This window comes from Bradyrhizobium sp. USDA 327, from assembly GCF_041262065.1.
GTDB lineage: Bacteria > Pseudomonadota > Alphaproteobacteria > Rhizobiales > Xanthobacteraceae > Bradyrhizobium > Bradyrhizobium liaoningense.
This window is the reverse complement of record NZ_JBGCCW010000001.1, coordinates 3,076,595-3,093,758: the sequence shown is the minus strand read 5'-3', so window position 1 is coordinate 3,093,758 and position 17,164 is coordinate 3,076,595. Positions and strand designations below refer to the sequence as shown.

Below are 17,164 nucleotides of genomic sequence, written 5' to 3'. Positions count from 1 at the left end.
CCTGCGTTCGCAGGGACGACAGCGAGGTTACCGGCTGGCTTCCTTGCCTCCCCCTGACGCCGGCTTCTCCTCACCCTTCGCCGCATTCCACAGCGCGTCCATCTCCGCCAGCGACGCCTGCTCAAGGGTCCGACCCTGCGCCTCCAGCGTCCGCTCGATATAGGCGAAGCGCCGCTCGAATTTCCCATTGGTCACGCGTAGCGCGCTTTCCGGATCGGCGTCGACATGGCGTGCGAGGTTGACGAGGGCGAACATCAGGTCGCCGGTCTCTTCCGCAATCTCCTGCTTGTCGTTGCGATCCAATGCCGCCTCGATCTCGTCGACCTCCTCTCGGATCTTTTGCAGCACCGCGCGCGGATCGTTCCAGTCGAAGCCGACGGTGGAGGCCTTGCGTTGGAGCTCCATCGCGCGCGTCAGCGCCGGCTGGCCGGCCTTTACCCCCGACAGCAGCGATCTGTGCGACGGCGCGTCCTCCGGCGGCCGGCGCGCGGCGCGCTCGGCTTTCTCCTCGGCCTTGATGCGATCCCAGACCTCCTTGACATGGGAGGAGGCGAGATTGCCGTCCTTGTCGGCGAAGACATGGGGATGGCGGCGGATCATCTTGCGGGTGATGGCTTCGACGACGTCACCAAAATCGAACGCGTTCTGCTCCGAGGCCATCTGGGCGTGGTACACGACCTGGAGCAGGAGATCGCCGAGCTCCTCGCGCAGATCGTCGAGATCGCCGCGGGCGATGGCGTCGACCACCTCATAGGCTTCCTCGATGGTGTAGGGCGCGATCGTCGCAAAATCCTGCTCGAGGTCCCAGGGGCAGCCGGTGACCGGCGTGCGTAGCGCCGCCATGATCTCGATCAGGCGGGAAATCTCGCGGGAAGGGGTCATTGCGGGGCAGTCTCCTGGCTCCGCAACCTTATGCCAAAACCGGGCCGGCGTTCCCAGCCTGGTACGGCGGAACAGGCCGATTTCCACCGATTGGCGAGCCGGTCGCGCAATGCTAAAGCGCGGGCCATGAATGACGCATTTTCCTCCGAGACCGCGCTGGTGCTGTTCTCCGGCGGCCAGGATTCCACCACCTGCCTGGCCTGGGCGCTCAGCCGCTTTGCCCGCGTGGAGACGCTGGGGTTCGACTACGGCCAGCGCCATGCCATCGAGCTCGCCTGCCGCGAGCGGTTGTTCGACGGCATCAAGGGGCTGCGCGCGGATTGGGCCGCAAAGCTCGGCGAGAGCCATACGCTGTCGATCCCGACGCTGGCGGCGGTGTCCGAGACCGCGTTGACGCGCGACGTCGCGATCGCGATGGGGGCCGATGGCCTGCCCAATACGTTCGTGCCCGGCCGCAACCTCGTGTTCCTGACCTTCGCCGCGGCGCTGGCCTATCGACGCGGGATCAACCACATCGTCGGCGGCATGTGCGAGACCGACTATTCCGGCTATCCCGATTGCCGCGACGAGACCATCCGTGCCATGCAGGCCGCGCTCTCACTCGGCATGGCCAGAAAGTTCGAATTGCATACGCCCTTGATGTGGATCGACAAGGCCGCGACCTGGAAACTGGCGCAGGATCTCGGCGGCGAGGGGCTCGTCGACCTCATCCGCGAGCACTCGCACACCTGCTATCTCGGCGAACGCGGCGCGCAGCACGATTGGGGCTATGGCTGCGGCGAGTGCCCCGCGTGCAGCCTGCGCGCAAAGGGATGGGCGGAGTATGTGGCGGGCAGGCAGGCCCGCTAGAAAGTGTGCTGCAGTTTCACCGAGACGTTTCGACCGGTCTCCACGAGAGGGTTCGTGAAGCTCCGTGGATACGAGCGGTTCACGAAGGTCGAGGCGTCGACATAGGCCGTGTTGAAGATGTTTTCCAGGCCGAGGATCAGCTTGGTATCGCCGAGTTGCGGCGATACCAGTTTCCCCAGTTGAAGCGTCGCATAGAGCTTGGGAATGGCGTATCCCGAGGTCGTATACTCCTGTGCCGGATCGATCCGGGTCTTGCTGGCGGCCCAATCGATCACGCCGAGGATCGAGTAGGCGCCATCCGGGTCCGCATATTGTATCCCCACCCGCCCGCGATACGGAGCGAGAAAAGGCAGCGGCTTGTCGGTCGCCGTGTTGGTACCGCGCAGCTGGGTGAAGTTCGTGAACAGGTTGACGGACGGCGTCATCTGCCAGCGCGCCTCCAGTTCGACGCCGGTCACCTCGGCCTTGCCGACGTTCTGTGACTGAGTGTATCCGCCGACACCGTTGAGCGTCACTGCGACCGTTTGAAGGAAGTTCTCGTAGTGCGTATCGAACGCCGTGACCTTGAGCTCTGCATTGGTCGTATGAAAGCGTGCGCCTCCTTCGTACGTCACGCCGCGTTCCGGCTTCAGGTCCGGATTGGGAAGCTGAGTGGCCGTCACGGCAAACAGCTCGGAGTTCGTCGGTTGACGGAACGAGGTCGCCACGTTGCCGATCAGGTCGACGCTTGGCAGGACGGCGTAGACGAACCCAAGGCTTCCGGTCGGAGCCGTTTGATCCACGTTGGTCTTGCTCGCATACAACGCTCTGACATTTGCAGGAATGGTGGACGCGAGCGGCGAGGTGTCAGTGGTCGTGTTGAACCAGTCGAAACGGCCCCCTGCGGACAGCGTCAGCGGCTGGATCGGCTTCCATTCATGCAGGACGAACGTGCCGATGTTGGATTGCGTCGTGTCGGGGCCTTGCTTGGTGTAAGGCGAAAACACATCGCTCGTCACGATCCCCGTCGTCCCATTGCGGGTGATGGTCTCGGACGTCAATTCGCTGCCCGGCCGCGCTTCCCGGAAGCCGTCGAGGCCGACCGTGGTCTTCGTTGCACCCCACGGACTGAGCCAGGGAATCTCGGCCCGTGAGCGCCCGCCGATTACGAGGGGGCCTATGACGTGGCTGGTGGATTTGACGGTCCTGGTGGTGATGCCGGCAGCGTTGATCGTGTTGTTGATTGTCGAGAGCTTCGTGTCGAAATAGTTGACGTAGAATGAGCTCTCGACGTGCTTCACCAGGCCGTCGAGTTCGCCCGTATAGGCGATGCGCGCCGAATGCACCTGATTGGGGTCCTGCCGGACCTGGAGATATGGCGCACCCGGCGCTCCGCCGACGCCGCCGGCTCGCCCATCGACCTCGCTGTAAGAGCGCAACGAGAGCTCCAGCCTTTGTCCGATATCGGGCGAGTAGCCGAGCTTGATATTGCCGCCGACGCTCTGATAATCGCTATTCGGCACCGTTCCGAGCGAAGTCTGATAGTCGCCGCCCCAGCGGCCGGCGAAGCCGCCGATGAAATCGAAGCCCTGTCCGGCGCCCTTGACCCAGTCGTAGGTGGTGAACGAGTTGGCGGCGCTTCCGTAGCCGGTTGACCAGCCGCCACCCGTAAACCGGAATGGCCCCGACGTATCGCCGGTGTACGAGCGGGTCACGACGTTGACCAGTCCGGTCAGCGCCTCGCTGCCATAGACGACGGAGCCTGGACCGCGGATCACTTCGACGCGCTCGACCTCGTCAGGCGCGAGGTAATTGAGCTGCAGTGTATTGCGGCCGCGGAAGCGATCGCCGTCGATGAACATCGGCGAGCGGAAGCTGTTCGAGGAGAACCCTCGCAAGTAGATCTGACCACCGATACCACCGGAGCGGGCGACCGAGACGCCCGGGACCGAAGCAAGAATATCGAGAAGGCCAGTTGGCGAAGTCGCCTCGATCTGGGCACGGTCAACAACCGTAATGCTCTGCTCCGCAAGATGAGGAATTCCCGCTTGCGGCAGCCTGCCGCCCATGGGCTTCAGGGAATCGCTGTTCGTGCCTTCAGGAGCTGTTTGCGCGGTTTGCGGGCCTCGTGCCGGCTGCACAGCCTGCGACTGCGTTTGTCGCGCCGCGCGCGCTGCATTCTGCCGTGCCGTGCGACGAGGATTCGACGGTTTTCCGGCCTCGACGGTCACCGTCGGCAGCACGGATTGTTGTGATGAACTACCCGCCGTCTGGGCTTCCGCGACTACGCTCGATGCCGTGGCCGCCACGCAAGCAAGCCCCACACTCAATCTCCAAGTCGACGAAAAAAGCGAACTTCTCCCAAAGTCAGAAACGATCGTTCTCGAAAACATCGACGATATCCCTCAGCATTCAGCCAGCCTCAGGCGTCTTATCTTGCGACAATCTCTTGTGCCATCTTCCGAAGTCCAGTTTCGAGGAATTCAAATTGCGCTGGATGCTCTGCTCATCAATCAAGCGTTTGACGCACGACATTCAGCAACTCGTCGTCGCGATCGAACGACACATCGTCCTTCGAGCGATTCTAATTTCGGACAGCCACACCTCCGGCACACGACGAGCATTTTGCTTTTGAATCTTTCTTCCATTGGACTATGTAGCCGTGTCAGCAGCGCCGGGTCGTAATCCCCGCGCCGACGAGGTTCTTGCATTTCATGCTGCCGCTGTTGCATTGGGGAAGATCAGCACTGGGCTTGGCCACGATCCTTGTGATTGCGTTCGGCGAGCTCAGTGCTGCGAACGCGATCGATCTGACCGACCAGCGCAACCGCAAGCTCTCGTTCAGCCGACTGCCGGAACGCCTGGTCATCATTCCGATCCCGGCACCATCGACCTTCATGACGATCGATGGGAGCGACAGGAAGATCGTCGGTATGAACGAATACGCCGCACGCGCGATGCAGGAGGGCATTTTCGGCAAGCTGTTTCCTGGCTTCAGGCAGATCCAGACGGCGATAACGACCGGTGGAGATGCCTCCAACTTCGCTCCGAATGTAGAGGCAATCCTCGCATTGCGGCCGGATGCGGTTTTCCAATGGGCCAACAACAACGAGATCATCGGGCCGTTGGACCGAACCGGGATTCCCGTCGTCGGCATGCGTGTCGGTTCGTTCGAGAACTACGTCGACTACGTGAAGTTGATGGGTAAGATTGCGGGCAGGGAAGACCGAGCGAGCGAATTGCTCCGAAAGCAGGAAGAGACTCGTCAGTCGCTAACGTCGCGGTTTGCCGATCTATCGTCGACGCAGCGACCACGCGTGCTGTACTTCAATCGAGTCACGAACATGCTGCGCGTCAGCGGCAAAGGAACGGCGCAGGATTTCGCCATTGAGCTGGCGGGCGGACAGAACGCGGTCGGCACCGCTTCGATCAGCACCATCACCATTGAACAGATCCTCGCGTGGAATCCGCAAGTCATCCTGCTTGGAAATTTCGATCCGGCGATGCCGTCGGATTTGTATCGCGATCCGCGCTGGCAGGGCATCGAGGCCGTTCAGGCTCGCCGCGTGTACCGCGTTCCTCTCGGGGGTTATCGCTGGGATCCGCCGAGTCACGAATCGGCACTTGGTTGGCTCTGGCTGGCCGGTCTGCTGCATCCCGAACGTGCTCAGGAGAGCATTCGTACCTCGGTGAAGAGCTGGTTCGGCTTTCTCTATGATTACAATCCAACGGATGAGGAGATAGACGGCATCCTGTTTCTCAAGGACAACGCCGGGTCGGCCGGCTACGAAGCTTATCGGGCTCATTGATGGGAAGCGCTATCTCCGGATCGGCGACGAGTCTCCCCTCGCGAAGTGAAAGATCCTTTGCCCTGCTTTACGTTGCGCTCGCTGCGGGCCTGATCCTCGTCCTTTTGTGGGCGATCGCATCGGGACGGTATCAGATCCCGTTCGGCACGGTTTTGTCGATCATCGTGTCGCACCTGGTCGCAGTGAAAGCGACGTGGACGACCACGGAAGCCGTCGTCGTCGAAACGGTGAGGCTGCCACGCGTGCTCACCGCCGCTATCGCAGGCGCAGGCCTGTCTCTGTGCGGCGCAGTGCTTCAGGCGATCTTCCGCAATCCGCTGGTTGGCCCCCAGACAATCGGAGCCTCCTCCGGAGCTGCCCTCGGCGGCGTCATCGTCATCTTCCTGGTCGGGTTCGGGCCACTCGTCCAGATCGGTGCTTTTGGAGGCGCCGCCTTGGCGCTCGTCGCCGTGCTTGCGCTCCATCGCAGCGACAATCTCTCGCCCATCCTCACGCTCGTGCTTGCGGGCGTGGTCGTCAGCGCGTTCTGCACCGCTCTGGTCGGACTTGTGACCTATCTGGCCGATCCCGAGACGACATTGCAGGTCATCGTCTTCTGGCTGCTGGGCAGCTTCGCGCCTTCGACGTGGCTGCACTGCGGTCTGATTGCAGTCTGCACCGCGGTCGCAGCCGCCGTACTCATCGGGATGAGGTGGCGGGTCAACGTTCTTTCGCTCGGAGATGAAGAGGCTCGAGCCCTCGGCGTCAATCCGGGGCGCGATCGGTTGATCCTTCTGGCCGCGGCCTGTCTTGCGATCTCGTCTCAAGTTGCGGTCAGCGGAACGATCGGCTGGGTCGGACTCATCGTTCCCAACCTTGCGCGCATGATCGTGGGGGCGGACAACCGCCAGCTGCTGCCGGTATCGACATTCCTGGGCGCCATCTTCCTGGTTGCAGCGGACACGCTGGCGCGGTCGCTCACGCCGGCCGAGATTCCGGTCGGGATCATCACGGCGCTCATCGGCACTCCGATCTTCGCGCTGCTCCTCCGGCGCACCACCAGGAGCGGCGCAGCATGATCCGCATCGAGAATGCAGGCCACAGGTACGGATCCCAGCACTGGCTCTTTCGCGAGCTGTCCGTCACCTTTCCTTCGGCCCGGATCGCCGCAATACTCGGGCCGAATGGCTGCGGCAAAACAACCTTGCTGCGCGCGATCAGCCGAACATTGACCCTCAAGGAAGGAATCATCGACATCGACGGCCATGTGGGTTTCGTGCCGCAGGCATTGACGGCCGATCAGTCCTACAGTGCTGTCGATATGGTTCTGATGGGTCGAAGCCGCTATCTCGGCAGGTTCAGCTCACCGGGCCGCAAGGACAGGGAACGTGCATATGAGTCTCTCGAGGAAGTCGGTCTGGGGGCTCTCGCGGAGCAGCGTTACGACCGGCTGAGCGGCGGGCAGCGGCAGCTCGTCCTGCTGGCCCGCGCACTGGCCAGCGACTGCAAGGTCCTCGTGCTGGATGAGCCAGCCTCGGCGCTCGACATCGCCAATCAGGGCGTTGTTCTTCGCCTGCTCCTGCGCCTCGCAAGCTCCTTGGGCCTGACCGTGTTGTTCACAACGCATCATCCGGACCATGCAATCGGTATCGCCGATACGACCTTGCTGATGCAGCGCAATGGCATGCACATCTCCGGCCCGACAGAAATGGTGCTGACCGAAAGCAATCTCGCGCGGATGTACGGCGTTCCGGTTCGCCGCGTGGATGTTCATGCGGACGAGGAGACGGCATCGGCAATCGTGCCGTTGCACGGCTTGCGGAGCAAGGCTCCGGATCAGCCTCTGGTCCCCTGAGATCAGCGACCGCCGCGATCGATTTGCGGCGCAGCCTTTCGCTTCGCCCAGGGCAGAAAGCCGTCGAGGAGCTTCGTGGCTGCGGGCATGAAGTTGCTGCCATGATGATAGAATGGATCCAGTGTCGAGACGAACAAGCGCCCCGGCAGCGTGACCCAATCCTCGTAAAGGAGCGCTCCGCCACCGTCGCGACCCTCAGGATCGGCCGGCACGTCGATCAGCGCCCGAGCCCCTGCAGGCGGGGTCAATACGCCGTGAAAGTGCCATATCGTGCTTTCGAACGGCACCGCCTGGAAAAGCTCATGGTCGGGCGCCAGCAGGCGGTTCGGTGGACGCGCTGTCTTGTCGAGCCACCACCAGAAGTTTGTCGGCCGCGCCGCCCAGGTGACGCCTGGCAGCCACGTGTCGGCGCGATTCTCGCCGAACACGACCAGCGTGTGCCCGGCTTTCGCAAAATGGATCAGGACATCGCGGCTGGCACGAAGAACGTTCGGATTGATGCGATCCGGCACGATCAAAAAAGTGACGCCGGACAAGGCATCCGTTGTGAGTTCAGGAGCGTAGATGATCTTGTCGAACAGTTCTCGATAGCGCCGGCCGTGAATAGCCGCGTGGTGGTAAAACGTGCCGCCGTCGAGGATCGCCAGGCTCATTGAACGTTTCGTCCCTCTGTGACCCACTGCATGATCCGGGGCGCCAGCTGCTTGTCCTCGCCGCCGAATGTCCAGAGGTCATTTCCGCCGTGGAACAGCACATGACCTCGACCGACCGGATAGATGAAGTCGAGCGGCAGGTTCGGCTGGCCCAGGGCGTGGATAATCAGCGCATCCGGCGGCGCGTCGTGCCAGACCCGGCCGTAGAAGCCGGAGACGCCGCGGCGGAAAGTCAGATCATGCGGGTCAATGCCGTGCCAGATGGGATGCGCGGCGAGCCGCAGCACCGTGATGTCGCTCAGCTTGTAATTGTCGATGGTGTGGAAACCTGCCATGCGCGGTAGGTAGGAATAGGCGTGATGGCCGTTCGCAACGACGACACCGCCACGAACAAGGTATTCCTCGATCTGGCCAGCGCGGGCCGCCAGGAAACGCTGGTCGCTGTGCATGCTCACGAACAGCACACTGAAATCGTTCAGATCGATGTCGGGCAGCGCATAGATGTCCCGCAGCTCGGCTTTGACGTTCGCCAGGGCACGTAGCGACCCGTCGTCATAACCGAAGCTGAGAGCAAGTCCGGGCTTCGTCATCAACTCGCACGCATGGTGAAGAGAGCGCCTGGTTCCTTCGCCAGAACGTCCTCGGCGATGGACCGTTTCAATGCACTCAGCTCGCGCTCCTGTGCTGTGCTGCGATTCTTGGCGAAGACGAGCTCGAAAAATCGCTCCGGCAACACCCCAGGCAGCAACGCCATCTCGGCGGTTCGCTCTCCGAGCGTAATTCGAAAGCTGTAGGAAATGTCGTGCCCAGGCACAAGTCTCGCTTCGGGCAGCGTGCGGTCTACGCTATAGGCGCCGCGGGTCACGGCGCGCGTGATCACTTCGAACGCGTCCCGCACACCCGGACCTGGGTGCCCGCTCACGATGCTGATGTCACGCCGCGCCGGAGGCTTCTCGGGCGACAGCACGGCGAAAGCTGCCCGCTGCGCCTGGAATACGATGGCGGCCATGGCAAGCGCGGATTGGCCATGGTAGGCGGCCACCATGGGGAAACCAATCTCGACGGGCTCCTCCTCGGCCATGATGGCGATCGCAGATTCTTTTCCTGCTGGCGTGTTCACAGAGTTCTCACATGACGAGGCGGCTGGTAGCTCGCATGCGTTACCCCGCGCTTTTGCCCGAGGTCAACAAGCCAAACTTAGATTCAGTTCAAAGCGCGATCAGGCGGCGAGGCCCTTCCGTTCCTATGAATACAAGGAAGAGAGAGAATCCATTTCGCCGCTAGAAGCATGGCGCCGAATGGATTGGGCAACGAGGAGTTCGACCCGCAATCGCCGCAAGCTACCCGAAATCCTCCGGCCGCAGCTCGATCGGCTTGCCGTGCGGCGTGCGATCGGCGGCGTGGTCCCAGGCGTCGCGATAGCGGTGCAGGGTTTCGGCCGATGCGACGCCCTTGCGCGCCACGAGGCCTTCCAGCGTCGCCAGCCAGTGGAGGTAGTAGGTCTCGCCCGTATCAGGGTCGCCCGCCGCTTGCGCGCGCTTGATCTCGTCGGCGAGTGCGGCGGCCCATTCGGGCCAGGTGAACACGCCGCGCTCGTGCAGGGTCAGCGCCATGGCAAAGGCATGCGCCTCCCATGGCGCCCGGAAAACCGGGCCATCGTCATCGCGGGGGATGCTCGGGATGGCCGCGGTGGCGGCCGCAGCAAGCGTCGTGCTCATCACGCCGGATCCAGATAGGGCTCGAACGCGTCGATCGAGACTTTTGTGGTCGGATCGCCATCGAGGCCCCAGAGTTCGCTGCCCTCGAACACCACGGTGTAGAGCCATTGCGGGTTCTCGCCGCGCTCCATCGCCGCCGTGTCAGGAAACACATGGCAGCCATGGTTCAGCTCGATCACGCCGACATGGCCGCGCACGTAACGTGGCAGCCTTGTGTGCGAGGTCGGATGGATGTTCTTCGCGCGCACGCGGTCGCCGATCTCGAATTTCGCCGGAGCCGGAGCAGGGCGGTCAAATTTGCCGCGCACCATCACGCGCTCGACATTGGCGAGGTCGAACTTGCCGTGCTTGAGCGCTTTTGCGGGCTGCATCGCATGGCCGGCGGCGACTTCCTCCCTGGTGAGGTAGCCCTTGTCGATCAGCATCTCCTCGAGACCGAGGAACCATTTCTTATAGTAGGAGCTCGCGAGATAGACGTGCGGCGGCAGCGTCTCGCGGTAGAAGCGCGAGGTATCGATGTTGAAGGCGCCGGCCGCGCCCATCGCGCGCACCATGGCAAGGACGCGCGCTTCCCAATCCGCGTGGAACATCGGCTCGTTGGGCTCGGGCTCGACCTTGCCGAACCCGTCCATGCCGCCCATGTCGTGCACGCCGTTCATGACGGCTCTCCCGGCTTCCGCGGAAATCCGGTGCCGATCATGGAATCGCGGGTGACGAGTTCGGCGAGCTGCTCCTCGCTCCAGCCCTCCGTGCCTTCGGGCCGCATCGGCAACACCAGAAAGCGCGTCTCGGCAGTCGAATCCCACACCCGGATTTCCATATCCCTGGGCAATGTGACGTCGAAATCGGCGAGCACGCCGCGCGGGTCCTTCACGGCGCGGGAGCGGTAGGGCGCAGCCTTGTACCAGACCGGCGGCAGTCCCAGCATTTCCCAGGGGTAGCAGGAGCACAGTGTGCACACGACCATGTTGTGCCGCTCAGGCGTGTTCTCGACCACGACGAGATGGTCGCCGACGCGGCTCACATGGCCGAGCGTGCCGATCGCCTTGCTGCCGTCCTCCAGCAGCGCCTTCTTGAACGCCGGATCGGTCCAGGCCTTGGCGACGACGCGCGCACCATTGTGAGGGCCAATCCTGGTCTCGTAGGCCTGGATGATGGCATCGAGCGCGGCCGGCTCGACATAGCCTTTTTCGGTCAGGATCGTCTCCAGCGCGCGCACGCGCAGCTCGGTCTCCGACAATTCGGAATGGTCGTGGTGATGGTCGTGATCGTGGCTCATGGCAGCAAAGATATGCGCAATGGCCCAGGCCTGTCGAGTGTTCCTTGCATCGTGATCGGGTCCCATATTCGTGACGACAATTGTGCGCTAACATCGCCGAAAGCAGCGTGGAGATGATGGTGACGGACTACGTGAAGATCGAGAAGGGCCTTGGGCCTGAGGGCCGGATTGCGGTGGTCCGTTTCGACCGCGGCGATGGCATCAACGCACTCTCGCCGGAGGCATTGCGGCAGCTGACCGCGGCGGCGCGCAGTTTCGAGGATGACACCGCGACGTCGGTCGTCGTCTTGACCGGCAGCTCGGGCGCGTTCAGCGCCGGCTTCGACCTCAAGGATGCGGAGGGACGTTCGCGCAAGGAGATGGATCTCGGCACGTTGCGTCGGCATCTCAAGCTCGGGCCGCGCCTGACGCACGCCTGGCAGGAGATGGAGCAAATCACGATCGCGGCGATCGAGGGCTTTTGCGTCGGCGGCGGGGTGGCCCTCGCTGTCGCGCTCGACTTTCGCATCATGGGCCGCAATGCGCATTTGCGGGTGCCCGAGATCGGACTCGGCATGAACATGAGCTGGCAGAGCATCCCGCGCATGCTGCATCTGATGGGGCCGGCCCGCACCAAGCAGGCGGTTATATTGGCCGACCAGCGCATCAGCGCGGACGAGGCCTATGAATGGGGCCTGGTGGAACAGGTGACCGACCCCGGCCATTCCTTCGATGCGGCCATGGAGCTTGCCCGCAAGGTCGCCGCACAGCCGCCGCTCTCGGTCGCCATGACCAAGCTGACCGTCAACCGGCTCGCGCACGCGCTTGACGATCTCGCCAGCCACATGGATGTCGATCAGTTCGCGCTCGCCAGCCTGAGCGAGGATCACAAGGAGGGCGTCGAAGCATTCCTGGCCCGCCGAAAGCCACGCTTCAGGGGCCGGTAGATCAGGCGCGGCAGGACGATGATCCCGTCGGAAGATGAATTTTCTTCGGACGTAACGGATTGGGAAAACTTCGTCCAACTCCTCGCAAATTTCTGACATTGCAAGGAAGACCGGAAACGGCGATGGTGCGTGCTGCGGTGCAGCGCGCTTCACCCGGCCGGCATCGCAATTTCATCCCCGTCGCTCCATGCGACCTGATTCCCGCACGCCCATGAGCGGCGCGGGCAAGCGAACTATTGTGCATGAAGGCCGTCTCCATGAACGCCTACCAATCGCTCGCAATCGGACAGCCGATCGAAAGGCTTGAAGCGATTCCCCCTGCCGTGGATGCGATGGTCCGTTTCGAGGGCATCTCAAAAACCTATCCGGCCTATCGCGGCAAGCCCGGCGTCAACGCGCTGCAGAATATCGACTTTGCAATTCCGCGCGGTTCCATTACCGGCGTGATCGGCCGCTCCGGCGCGGGCAAGTCCAGCCTGGTGCGGCTGATCAACGGCCTGGAGAAGCCGACCACGGGCCGCGTGATCGTCGACGGCCGCGACATCTCGGCACTGACTGGTCGAGAGCTGCGGCTGGCGCAGCGCTCGATCGGCATGATCTTCCAGCACTTCAACCTGCTGTCGTCGCGCACCGCTGCCGACAACATCGCGCTGCCGCTCGAGATCGCCGGCTGGGCCAAGGCCGACATCAAGGCCCGCGTGACTGAGCTGCTCGCGCTCGTCGGCATCGCCGACAAGCATGATCGCTATCCATCCGAACTCTCCGGCGGCCAGAAGCAGCGCGTCGGCATTGCCCGCGCGCTGGCGACGCGGCCGAGCGTGCTGCTGTCGGACGAGGCGACCTCGGCGCTCGATCCGCAGACCACGCGCGCGATCCTCGACCTGCTCGCGAACATCAACCGCGAGCTCGGTGTGACTATCGTGCTGATCACCCACGAAATGTCCGTGGTACGCCAACTCGCCAAGGAGGTCGTCGTGCTCGACGCCGGACACGGCGTCGAGAGCGGCCATGTCGCCGACATCTTCACCCATCCCAAGCATCCCATCACACAGTCCTTCCTGGCCGAGGTGATCGGCGACAGCCTGCCAGTGTCACTGTCGAGCCGGATCGTGCCGGAGCCTTCGGCCGGCGGCCACGCCGTGATCCGCATCCAGGTGGGCGGGGCAGGGGCCGGCGACACGCTGGTGGCGCGGCTTGCGCGCGAAATCGGCCGCGACGTGTCGCTGCTGTCGGCGCGCATCGACGAGATCGGCGGCCAGCATGTCGGCTCGCTCGTTCTCGGTATTCCTCTCGGTGTTTCCAGCGGCGCGGACGCGGTGACGCGAACGCTGGCCTTTATGTCTCAACATCAATTCCCGGCGGAGCATCTCGGCTATGTCGCCTGAACTCATCAACCTGATCATCCAGGCGACCTTCGAGAGCCTGTACATGGTCGGCATCGCCGCGCTGCTCGGCACCGCCTTCGGCCTGCCGCTCGGCGTCTTCCTCGCGACCAGCGGCAAAGGCGAGTTGTTCGCGGCCCCCATCGTCAATCGCGTGCTCGGCATCGTCGTCAACGCAACGCGCTCCACGCCGTTCATCATCCTCGTCGTCGCCATCATCCCGTTCACGCGCCTCATTGCCGGCACCTCGATCGGATCGAGCGCCGCGATCGTGCCGCTGACGATTGCATCGACGCCGTTCATTGCGCGCCTGGTCGAAGCTGCGATCCGCGAGGTCGACGGCGGCCTGATCGAGACTGCGTCCTCGTTCGGGGCCTCGCCGCTCCAGATCGTGTTCAAGGTGCTGATCCCCGAGGCGCTGCCCGGCCTGTTGCTGGCGCTGACGCTCGCCGTGGTCAGCCTGCTCGGCTATTCCGCGATGGTGGGCGCGGTCGGCGGCGGAGGGCTTGGCGATCTCGGCATCCGCTACGGCTACCAGCGCTTCATGCCGGAGATGATGCTCGCCGTCGTCGTCGTGCTGATCGCACTGGTGCAACTCGTCCAGAGCGCCGGCGACTATCTGGCGCGCCGGGTCAACCGCCGGCTGCGGCATCGCTGATCCTTCTCGTTCAATATCGGAGACTTCCATGCGTTTTCTGGCAACCCTTGCGGCTGCGGCCTTGCTCGCGACCACCGCCCAGGCTGAAACCATCCGTGTCGGCGTGACCGCAGGTCCCCACGCCGAAATTCTCGACGTCGTGAAGAAGGTCGGCGCCGAGCGCGGCCTCGACATCAAGGTGGTCGAGTTCACCGACTATGTGATCCCGAACCAGGCGCTGGCGCTGAAGGATCTCGAGGCCAATTCGTTCCAGCACGAGCCCTATCTGAAGAACCAGATCGCCAAGACCGGCTGGAAGATCGTCAAGGTCGCCAACACGATCGGCTCGCCGCAGGGCGTCTATTCGCAGAAGTACAAGAAGCTCGCGGACCTTCCGGAAGGCGCCCGCGTCGCCATCGCCAACGATCCCTCCAACGGTGCGCGAGGCCTGATGATCCTGGCCCTGCAGGGCGTGATCAAGCTGAAGGACCCCAACAACGTCGCCTCGACCGTCGCTGACATCGCCGACAACCCGAAGAAGCTGCGCTTCGTCGAGCTCGATGCGGCCCAGCTGCCGCGCGCGCTGCAGGATGTCGACGTCGTTTCCATCAACAACAATTACGCGGTGCAGGCCGGCCTCAACCCCGCCACCGACGCGATCGCGCGCGAAAACCCCGATGGCCCCTGGGTCAACATCCTCGCCGTCCGCGATGAGGACAAGGACAAGCCGTGGGTCAGGCAGTTGATCGAGGCGTACCACTCCGAGCCCGTGAAGGCCTTCCTGGAGTCGCGTTTCAAGGGCACGTATCTGCCGACCTGGTAGGCCGCAAGCGCGCGCGTCAGGCCGCGAGCCTCGCGCGCCGCAGCGTATCCGAGGGCAACTCGGCGAAGTGACGCTTGTAGTCGAGCGAGAACTGGCTGAAGTGCCAGAAGCCGTGCTGCACGGCGACGTCGTAAATGGATGTCCCAGCGCCGCCGGCGCGCTTCAGATCGCGCCGCACGCGGTTCAGCCGCATCGCACGCCAATAATGCATCGGGCTCGTGCCCAAAACCGCCTGGAAGCAATAGCCGAGCTTACGCGGACTGGCGCCGACCGCCTTGCAGACCTCCAGCAGCGACAGCGAATGGTCACCGTTGCCGTGCATCAGCTCGCGCGCGCGATCGACGGTACGCTTGCGCGCGTTGGCGCTGCGGCCGGGATCGGTGGGGCGTGCGGTCGGCAGCATGTCCATGATCTCGACGAGGAGGGCGTCTTCGAGCGCCTGCCGGACGGTCGGATCCTGGAACCGTTCGGGTGCCGTCGCGATGGCCTCGTGAATGGTCTCAAGATGAGCCCGCAATCGTGCGACCGGTGCCTGCGCCATCTCGAACACCCGCAATTGGTGCCAGACCGCGCGCGGCAGATCGATCTCGAGCCGGGCGGCGAGATCCCGGATCAGCGCCGCACTGGCGACGACACCGCGCAGCTCGAATGACTTCGGCGTGCACATATCGACCTCGGCATCGACGCAGGCGATGACCTGGGCGCCTGCAACGCTGGCGCCGTTGCAATTGACCTCGCTGTCACCGCGCCAGGGTAGACCAATGCCAAAGCTGTCGGCGCCAAGCTGACCGTATTGGCGGACCTGCTGGCTGGTGATTTCGCGGAACACCTCGACCCGGGGCAGAGAGAGCTGGGTGAAGCTGCCGCGAAAGGCGCCGGCGCTGATCTGGTCGTAGCGCAGCCGCCAGCGGCCGAGCGCGGCGCAGTGCTCATCGACATCCGTGCTGCTCGCCTCGATCAGGCCGGCAGCCGAGTCCTGAATCGGAGGAGTTACGTTCAAGGCCATGATAATGCGTCGAAATTTGCAAGCCAAGATCAGCAATAAACGTGCCAAGACTGACATGCCGGACGGCTGCGTCCAGCAAAATATTGCCGGATCTCGATAACGCCCGACAGCGCTGAGGTGCAGATTTTCCTTCCAGCCGTTCCGACATCGCAGTCGGGATGGCCTTGCGGAGGATCGAGATGCGACCGACCCTTGTCATGCGCGGCAGCCCGCCCGTGCCCGAGGCCCAGGTGACGCGCGCCAACTGGCGCAGCTTTCCCGCGATACGCTGGGGCTTCACCCACACCCGCGAAGTGCTGCCCACCGCGGAGGTGCGCCGCTCGGCCCAGCCGACGCCGATTCGATGCGCGCCGCGCGAATTGTCAAAGCTCGGCTTCAAAGCCCCGGACGGCCAGCCGACGACGATCGAGGCCACGCTGCGCGAGACCTTTGGCGATGCACTGCTCGTCATGCATCGGGGCACGCTGATCCACGAATGGTATGGCGACGGCATGAGCGCGACAACGCCGCATCTGATCTGCTCGATCAGCAAGTCGATTGCCGGCGCGCTCGGCGGCGTGCTGGCGGCACGCGGGCTGCTCGATCCGGAGGCGAGGGTGGTGCGTTACGTGCCGGAGTTGGAGAATTCCGTCTACGGCAGCTGCACGGTCCGCAACGTCCTCGACATGGCCGTCGCCATCAAGTTCGAGGAAGACTACGAGGACCCGGCCGGCGACGTTGCGCGCTACCGCTTCTCCTCTGGCTGGGATGTGCCGCCTCCAGGTGTCGAGCCGAGCCATCAGCGCGCCTATCTCGCCACGCTGCGCGGTACTGGCAAGCCGCACGGCAAGGTGTTCCACTATGTCTCGACCAACACCGAAGTTCTCGGCTGGGTGTATGAGCGCGCCTGTGGCATGCCTTACCCTCGCATCCTCTCCGAATATCTCTGGCAGCCGATGGGCGCGGAGGAGGACGGCTCCCTCACGCTCGACAGCCACGGCATGGGCCGCATCGCCGGCGGTCTTTCCATCACTGCCCGCGATCTCATCCGCTTCGGCGAGATGATCCGCTGCCGCGGCGTGGTCGAGGGACGGCAGGTGGTGCCGGGCTGGTGGATCGACGACATCCACGAGAACGGCGATCCCCAGGCCTGGGCCGACGGCGACCTCGCCGACATCTTCCCGGGTGCCCGCTACCGCAGCAAATGGTACACGATCGATCCCCCGCGCAACGATCTTGCCGCGATCGGCATCCACGGCCAGTGGCTCTACATCGATGCGGCCTCCGACACCGTCATCGTCAAGCTCGCGACGCAGCCGAAGGCGATGGACGCTCCGCTTGACCATCGCTGGCTCGCCGCCTTCGGCGCCATCACCGCCCATCTCGCCCCGCGCTGACTTCTGGACAT

18 protein-coding genes are annotated in these 17,164 nt (G+C 63.7%); 9 read left to right on the top strand and 9 right to left on the bottom strand.

From position 1 onward, the window contains the following. Nucleotides 1–27: 27 nt before the first annotated feature. On the bottom strand, nucleotides 28–882 hold the full coding sequence (gene mazG, locus ABIA42_RS14170) for a nucleoside triphosphate pyrophosphohydrolase (protein ID WP_370112901.1): 855 nt from the start codon (nucleotides 880–882) through the stop codon (nucleotides 28–30). 126 nt (nucleotides 883–1,008) lie between these two features. Between mazG and queC the strand changes: the two genes are divergently transcribed. Continuing rightward, the gene (gene queC / locus ABIA42_RS14165) at nucleotides 1,009–1,731 is read left to right on the top strand and encodes a 7-cyano-7-deazaguanine synthase QueC (protein WP_370112903.1); all 723 of its coding nucleotides are present in this window, start codon (nucleotides 1,009–1,011) and stop codon (nucleotides 1,729–1,731) included. Here queC and ABIA42_RS14160 read toward each other — a convergent pair. Then, nucleotides 1,728–3,779 carry a TonB-dependent receptor gene (locus tag ABIA42_RS14160; protein WP_370112905.1) on the bottom strand — a complete coding sequence of 684 codons (2,052 nt, stop codon included), beginning with the start codon at nucleotides 3,777–3,779 and terminating at the stop codon, nucleotides 1,728–1,730. The two genes, queC and ABIA42_RS14160, sit on opposite strands and share 4 nt — an antisense overlap. 645 nt (nucleotides 3,780–4,424) lie before the next feature. On the opposite strand from ABIA42_RS14160, the gene ABIA42_RS14155 reads away from it, so the two are divergent. The 3 genes from ABIA42_RS14155 to ABIA42_RS14145 are packed head-to-tail and all read left to right on the top strand — an operon-like array spanning nucleotide 4,425 to nucleotide 7,353. Next, nucleotides 4,425–5,519: an ABC transporter substrate-binding protein gene (locus ABIA42_RS14155; RefSeq protein WP_370112907.1), complete on the top strand. Its 1,095-nt coding sequence runs from the start codon at nucleotides 4,425–4,427 to the stop codon at nucleotides 5,517–5,519. Then, entirely contained in the window at nucleotides 5,519–6,577 is a 1,059-nt protein-coding gene (locus tag ABIA42_RS14150; RefSeq protein ID WP_370112909.1) for a FecCD family ABC transporter permease, read from the top strand. Before ABIA42_RS14155 ends, ABIA42_RS14150 begins: the two co-directional genes overlap by 1 nt. Further along, nucleotides 6,574–7,353, top strand: coding sequence for an ABC transporter ATP-binding protein (locus tag ABIA42_RS14145; RefSeq protein WP_370112911.1), 780 nt, complete (start codon nucleotides 6,574–6,576; stop codon nucleotides 7,351–7,353). The genes ABIA42_RS14150 and ABIA42_RS14145 overlap by 4 nt, the downstream gene beginning before the upstream one ends. A 2-nt stretch (nucleotides 7,354–7,355) precedes the next feature. Here ABIA42_RS14145 and ABIA42_RS14140 read toward each other — a convergent pair whose 3' ends face one another. From ABIA42_RS14140 to nthA, 6 genes are all read right to left on the bottom strand, one after another. Next, nucleotides 7,356–8,006, bottom strand: coding sequence for a hypothetical protein (locus ABIA42_RS14140; protein WP_370112913.1), 651 nt, complete (start codon nucleotides 8,004–8,006; stop codon nucleotides 7,356–7,358). After that, nucleotides 8,003–8,596, bottom strand: a complete 594-nt coding sequence (locus tag ABIA42_RS14135) for a hypothetical protein (protein ID WP_370112915.1) — start codon at nucleotides 8,594–8,596, stop codon at nucleotides 8,003–8,005. The genes ABIA42_RS14140 and ABIA42_RS14135 overlap by 4 nt, the downstream gene beginning before the upstream one ends. After that, nucleotides 8,596–9,126 carry a hypothetical protein gene (locus tag ABIA42_RS14130; RefSeq protein WP_370112917.1) on the bottom strand — a complete coding sequence of 177 codons (531 nt, stop codon included), beginning with the start codon at nucleotides 9,124–9,126 and terminating at the stop codon, nucleotides 8,596–8,598. The genes ABIA42_RS14135 and ABIA42_RS14130 overlap by 1 nt, the downstream gene beginning before the upstream one ends. Nucleotides 9,127–9,346: 220 nt before the next feature. Continuing rightward, a complete protein-coding gene (locus ABIA42_RS14125; RefSeq protein ID WP_028182021.1) occupies nucleotides 9,347–9,724 on the bottom strand; it encodes a nitrile hydratase accessory protein in 378 nt (125 codons plus the stop codon). Continuing rightward, nucleotides 9,724–10,383 (bottom strand): nitrile hydratase subunit beta, encoded by a 660-nt coding sequence (gene nthB, locus ABIA42_RS14120; RefSeq protein ID WP_370112919.1) that lies wholly within the window; start codon nucleotides 10,381–10,383, stop codon nucleotides 9,724–9,726. Before nthB ends, ABIA42_RS14125 begins: the two co-directional genes overlap by 1 nt. After that, nucleotides 10,380–11,003: a nitrile hydratase subunit alpha gene (gene nthA, locus ABIA42_RS14115; protein ID WP_370112921.1), complete on the bottom strand. Its 624-nt coding sequence runs from the start codon at nucleotides 11,001–11,003 to the stop codon at nucleotides 10,380–10,382. Before nthA ends, nthB begins: the two co-directional genes overlap by 4 nt. 119 nt (nucleotides 11,004–11,122) lie before the next feature. Here nthA and ABIA42_RS14110 point away from each other — a divergent pair, with 119 nt between their 5' ends. From ABIA42_RS14110 to ABIA42_RS14095, 4 genes are all read left to right on the top strand, one after another. After that, the gene (locus ABIA42_RS14110) at nucleotides 11,123–11,929 is read left to right on the top strand and encodes an enoyl-CoA hydratase/isomerase family protein (RefSeq protein ID WP_370112923.1); all 807 of its coding nucleotides are present in this window, start codon (nucleotides 11,123–11,125) and stop codon (nucleotides 11,927–11,929) included. 242 nt (nucleotides 11,930–12,171) lie between these two features. Further along, a complete protein-coding gene (locus tag ABIA42_RS14105) occupies nucleotides 12,172–13,314 on the top strand; it encodes a methionine ABC transporter ATP-binding protein (protein ID WP_271528387.1) in 1,143 nt (380 codons plus the stop codon). After that, nucleotides 13,304–13,969 carry a methionine ABC transporter permease gene (locus tag ABIA42_RS14100; RefSeq protein ID WP_028180183.1) on the top strand — a complete coding sequence of 222 codons (666 nt, stop codon included), beginning with the start codon at nucleotides 13,304–13,306 and terminating at the stop codon, nucleotides 13,967–13,969. Before ABIA42_RS14105 ends, ABIA42_RS14100 begins: the two co-directional genes overlap by 11 nt. Before the next feature lie 28 nt (nucleotides 13,970–13,997). Further along, nucleotides 13,998–14,771, top strand: coding sequence for a MetQ/NlpA family ABC transporter substrate-binding protein (locus ABIA42_RS14095; protein ID WP_370112926.1), 774 nt, complete (start codon nucleotides 13,998–14,000; stop codon nucleotides 14,769–14,771). Between the two features lie 16 nt (nucleotides 14,772–14,787). On the opposite strand, the gene ABIA42_RS14090 is transcribed toward ABIA42_RS14095, so the two are convergent. Beyond that, on the bottom strand, nucleotides 14,788–15,777 hold the full coding sequence (locus tag ABIA42_RS14090) for a helix-turn-helix domain-containing protein (RefSeq protein WP_370112928.1): 990 nt from the start codon (nucleotides 15,775–15,777) through the stop codon (nucleotides 14,788–14,790). Nucleotides 15,778–15,956: 179 nt separating this feature from the next. Here ABIA42_RS14090 and ABIA42_RS14085 point away from each other — a divergent pair, with 179 nt between their 5' ends. After that, the gene (locus ABIA42_RS14085; protein ID WP_370112930.1) at nucleotides 15,957–17,153 is read left to right on the top strand and encodes a serine hydrolase domain-containing protein; all 1,197 of its coding nucleotides are present in this window, start codon (nucleotides 15,957–15,959) and stop codon (nucleotides 17,151–17,153) included. The last annotated feature ends 11 nt before the right edge of the window (nucleotides 17,154–17,164 follow it).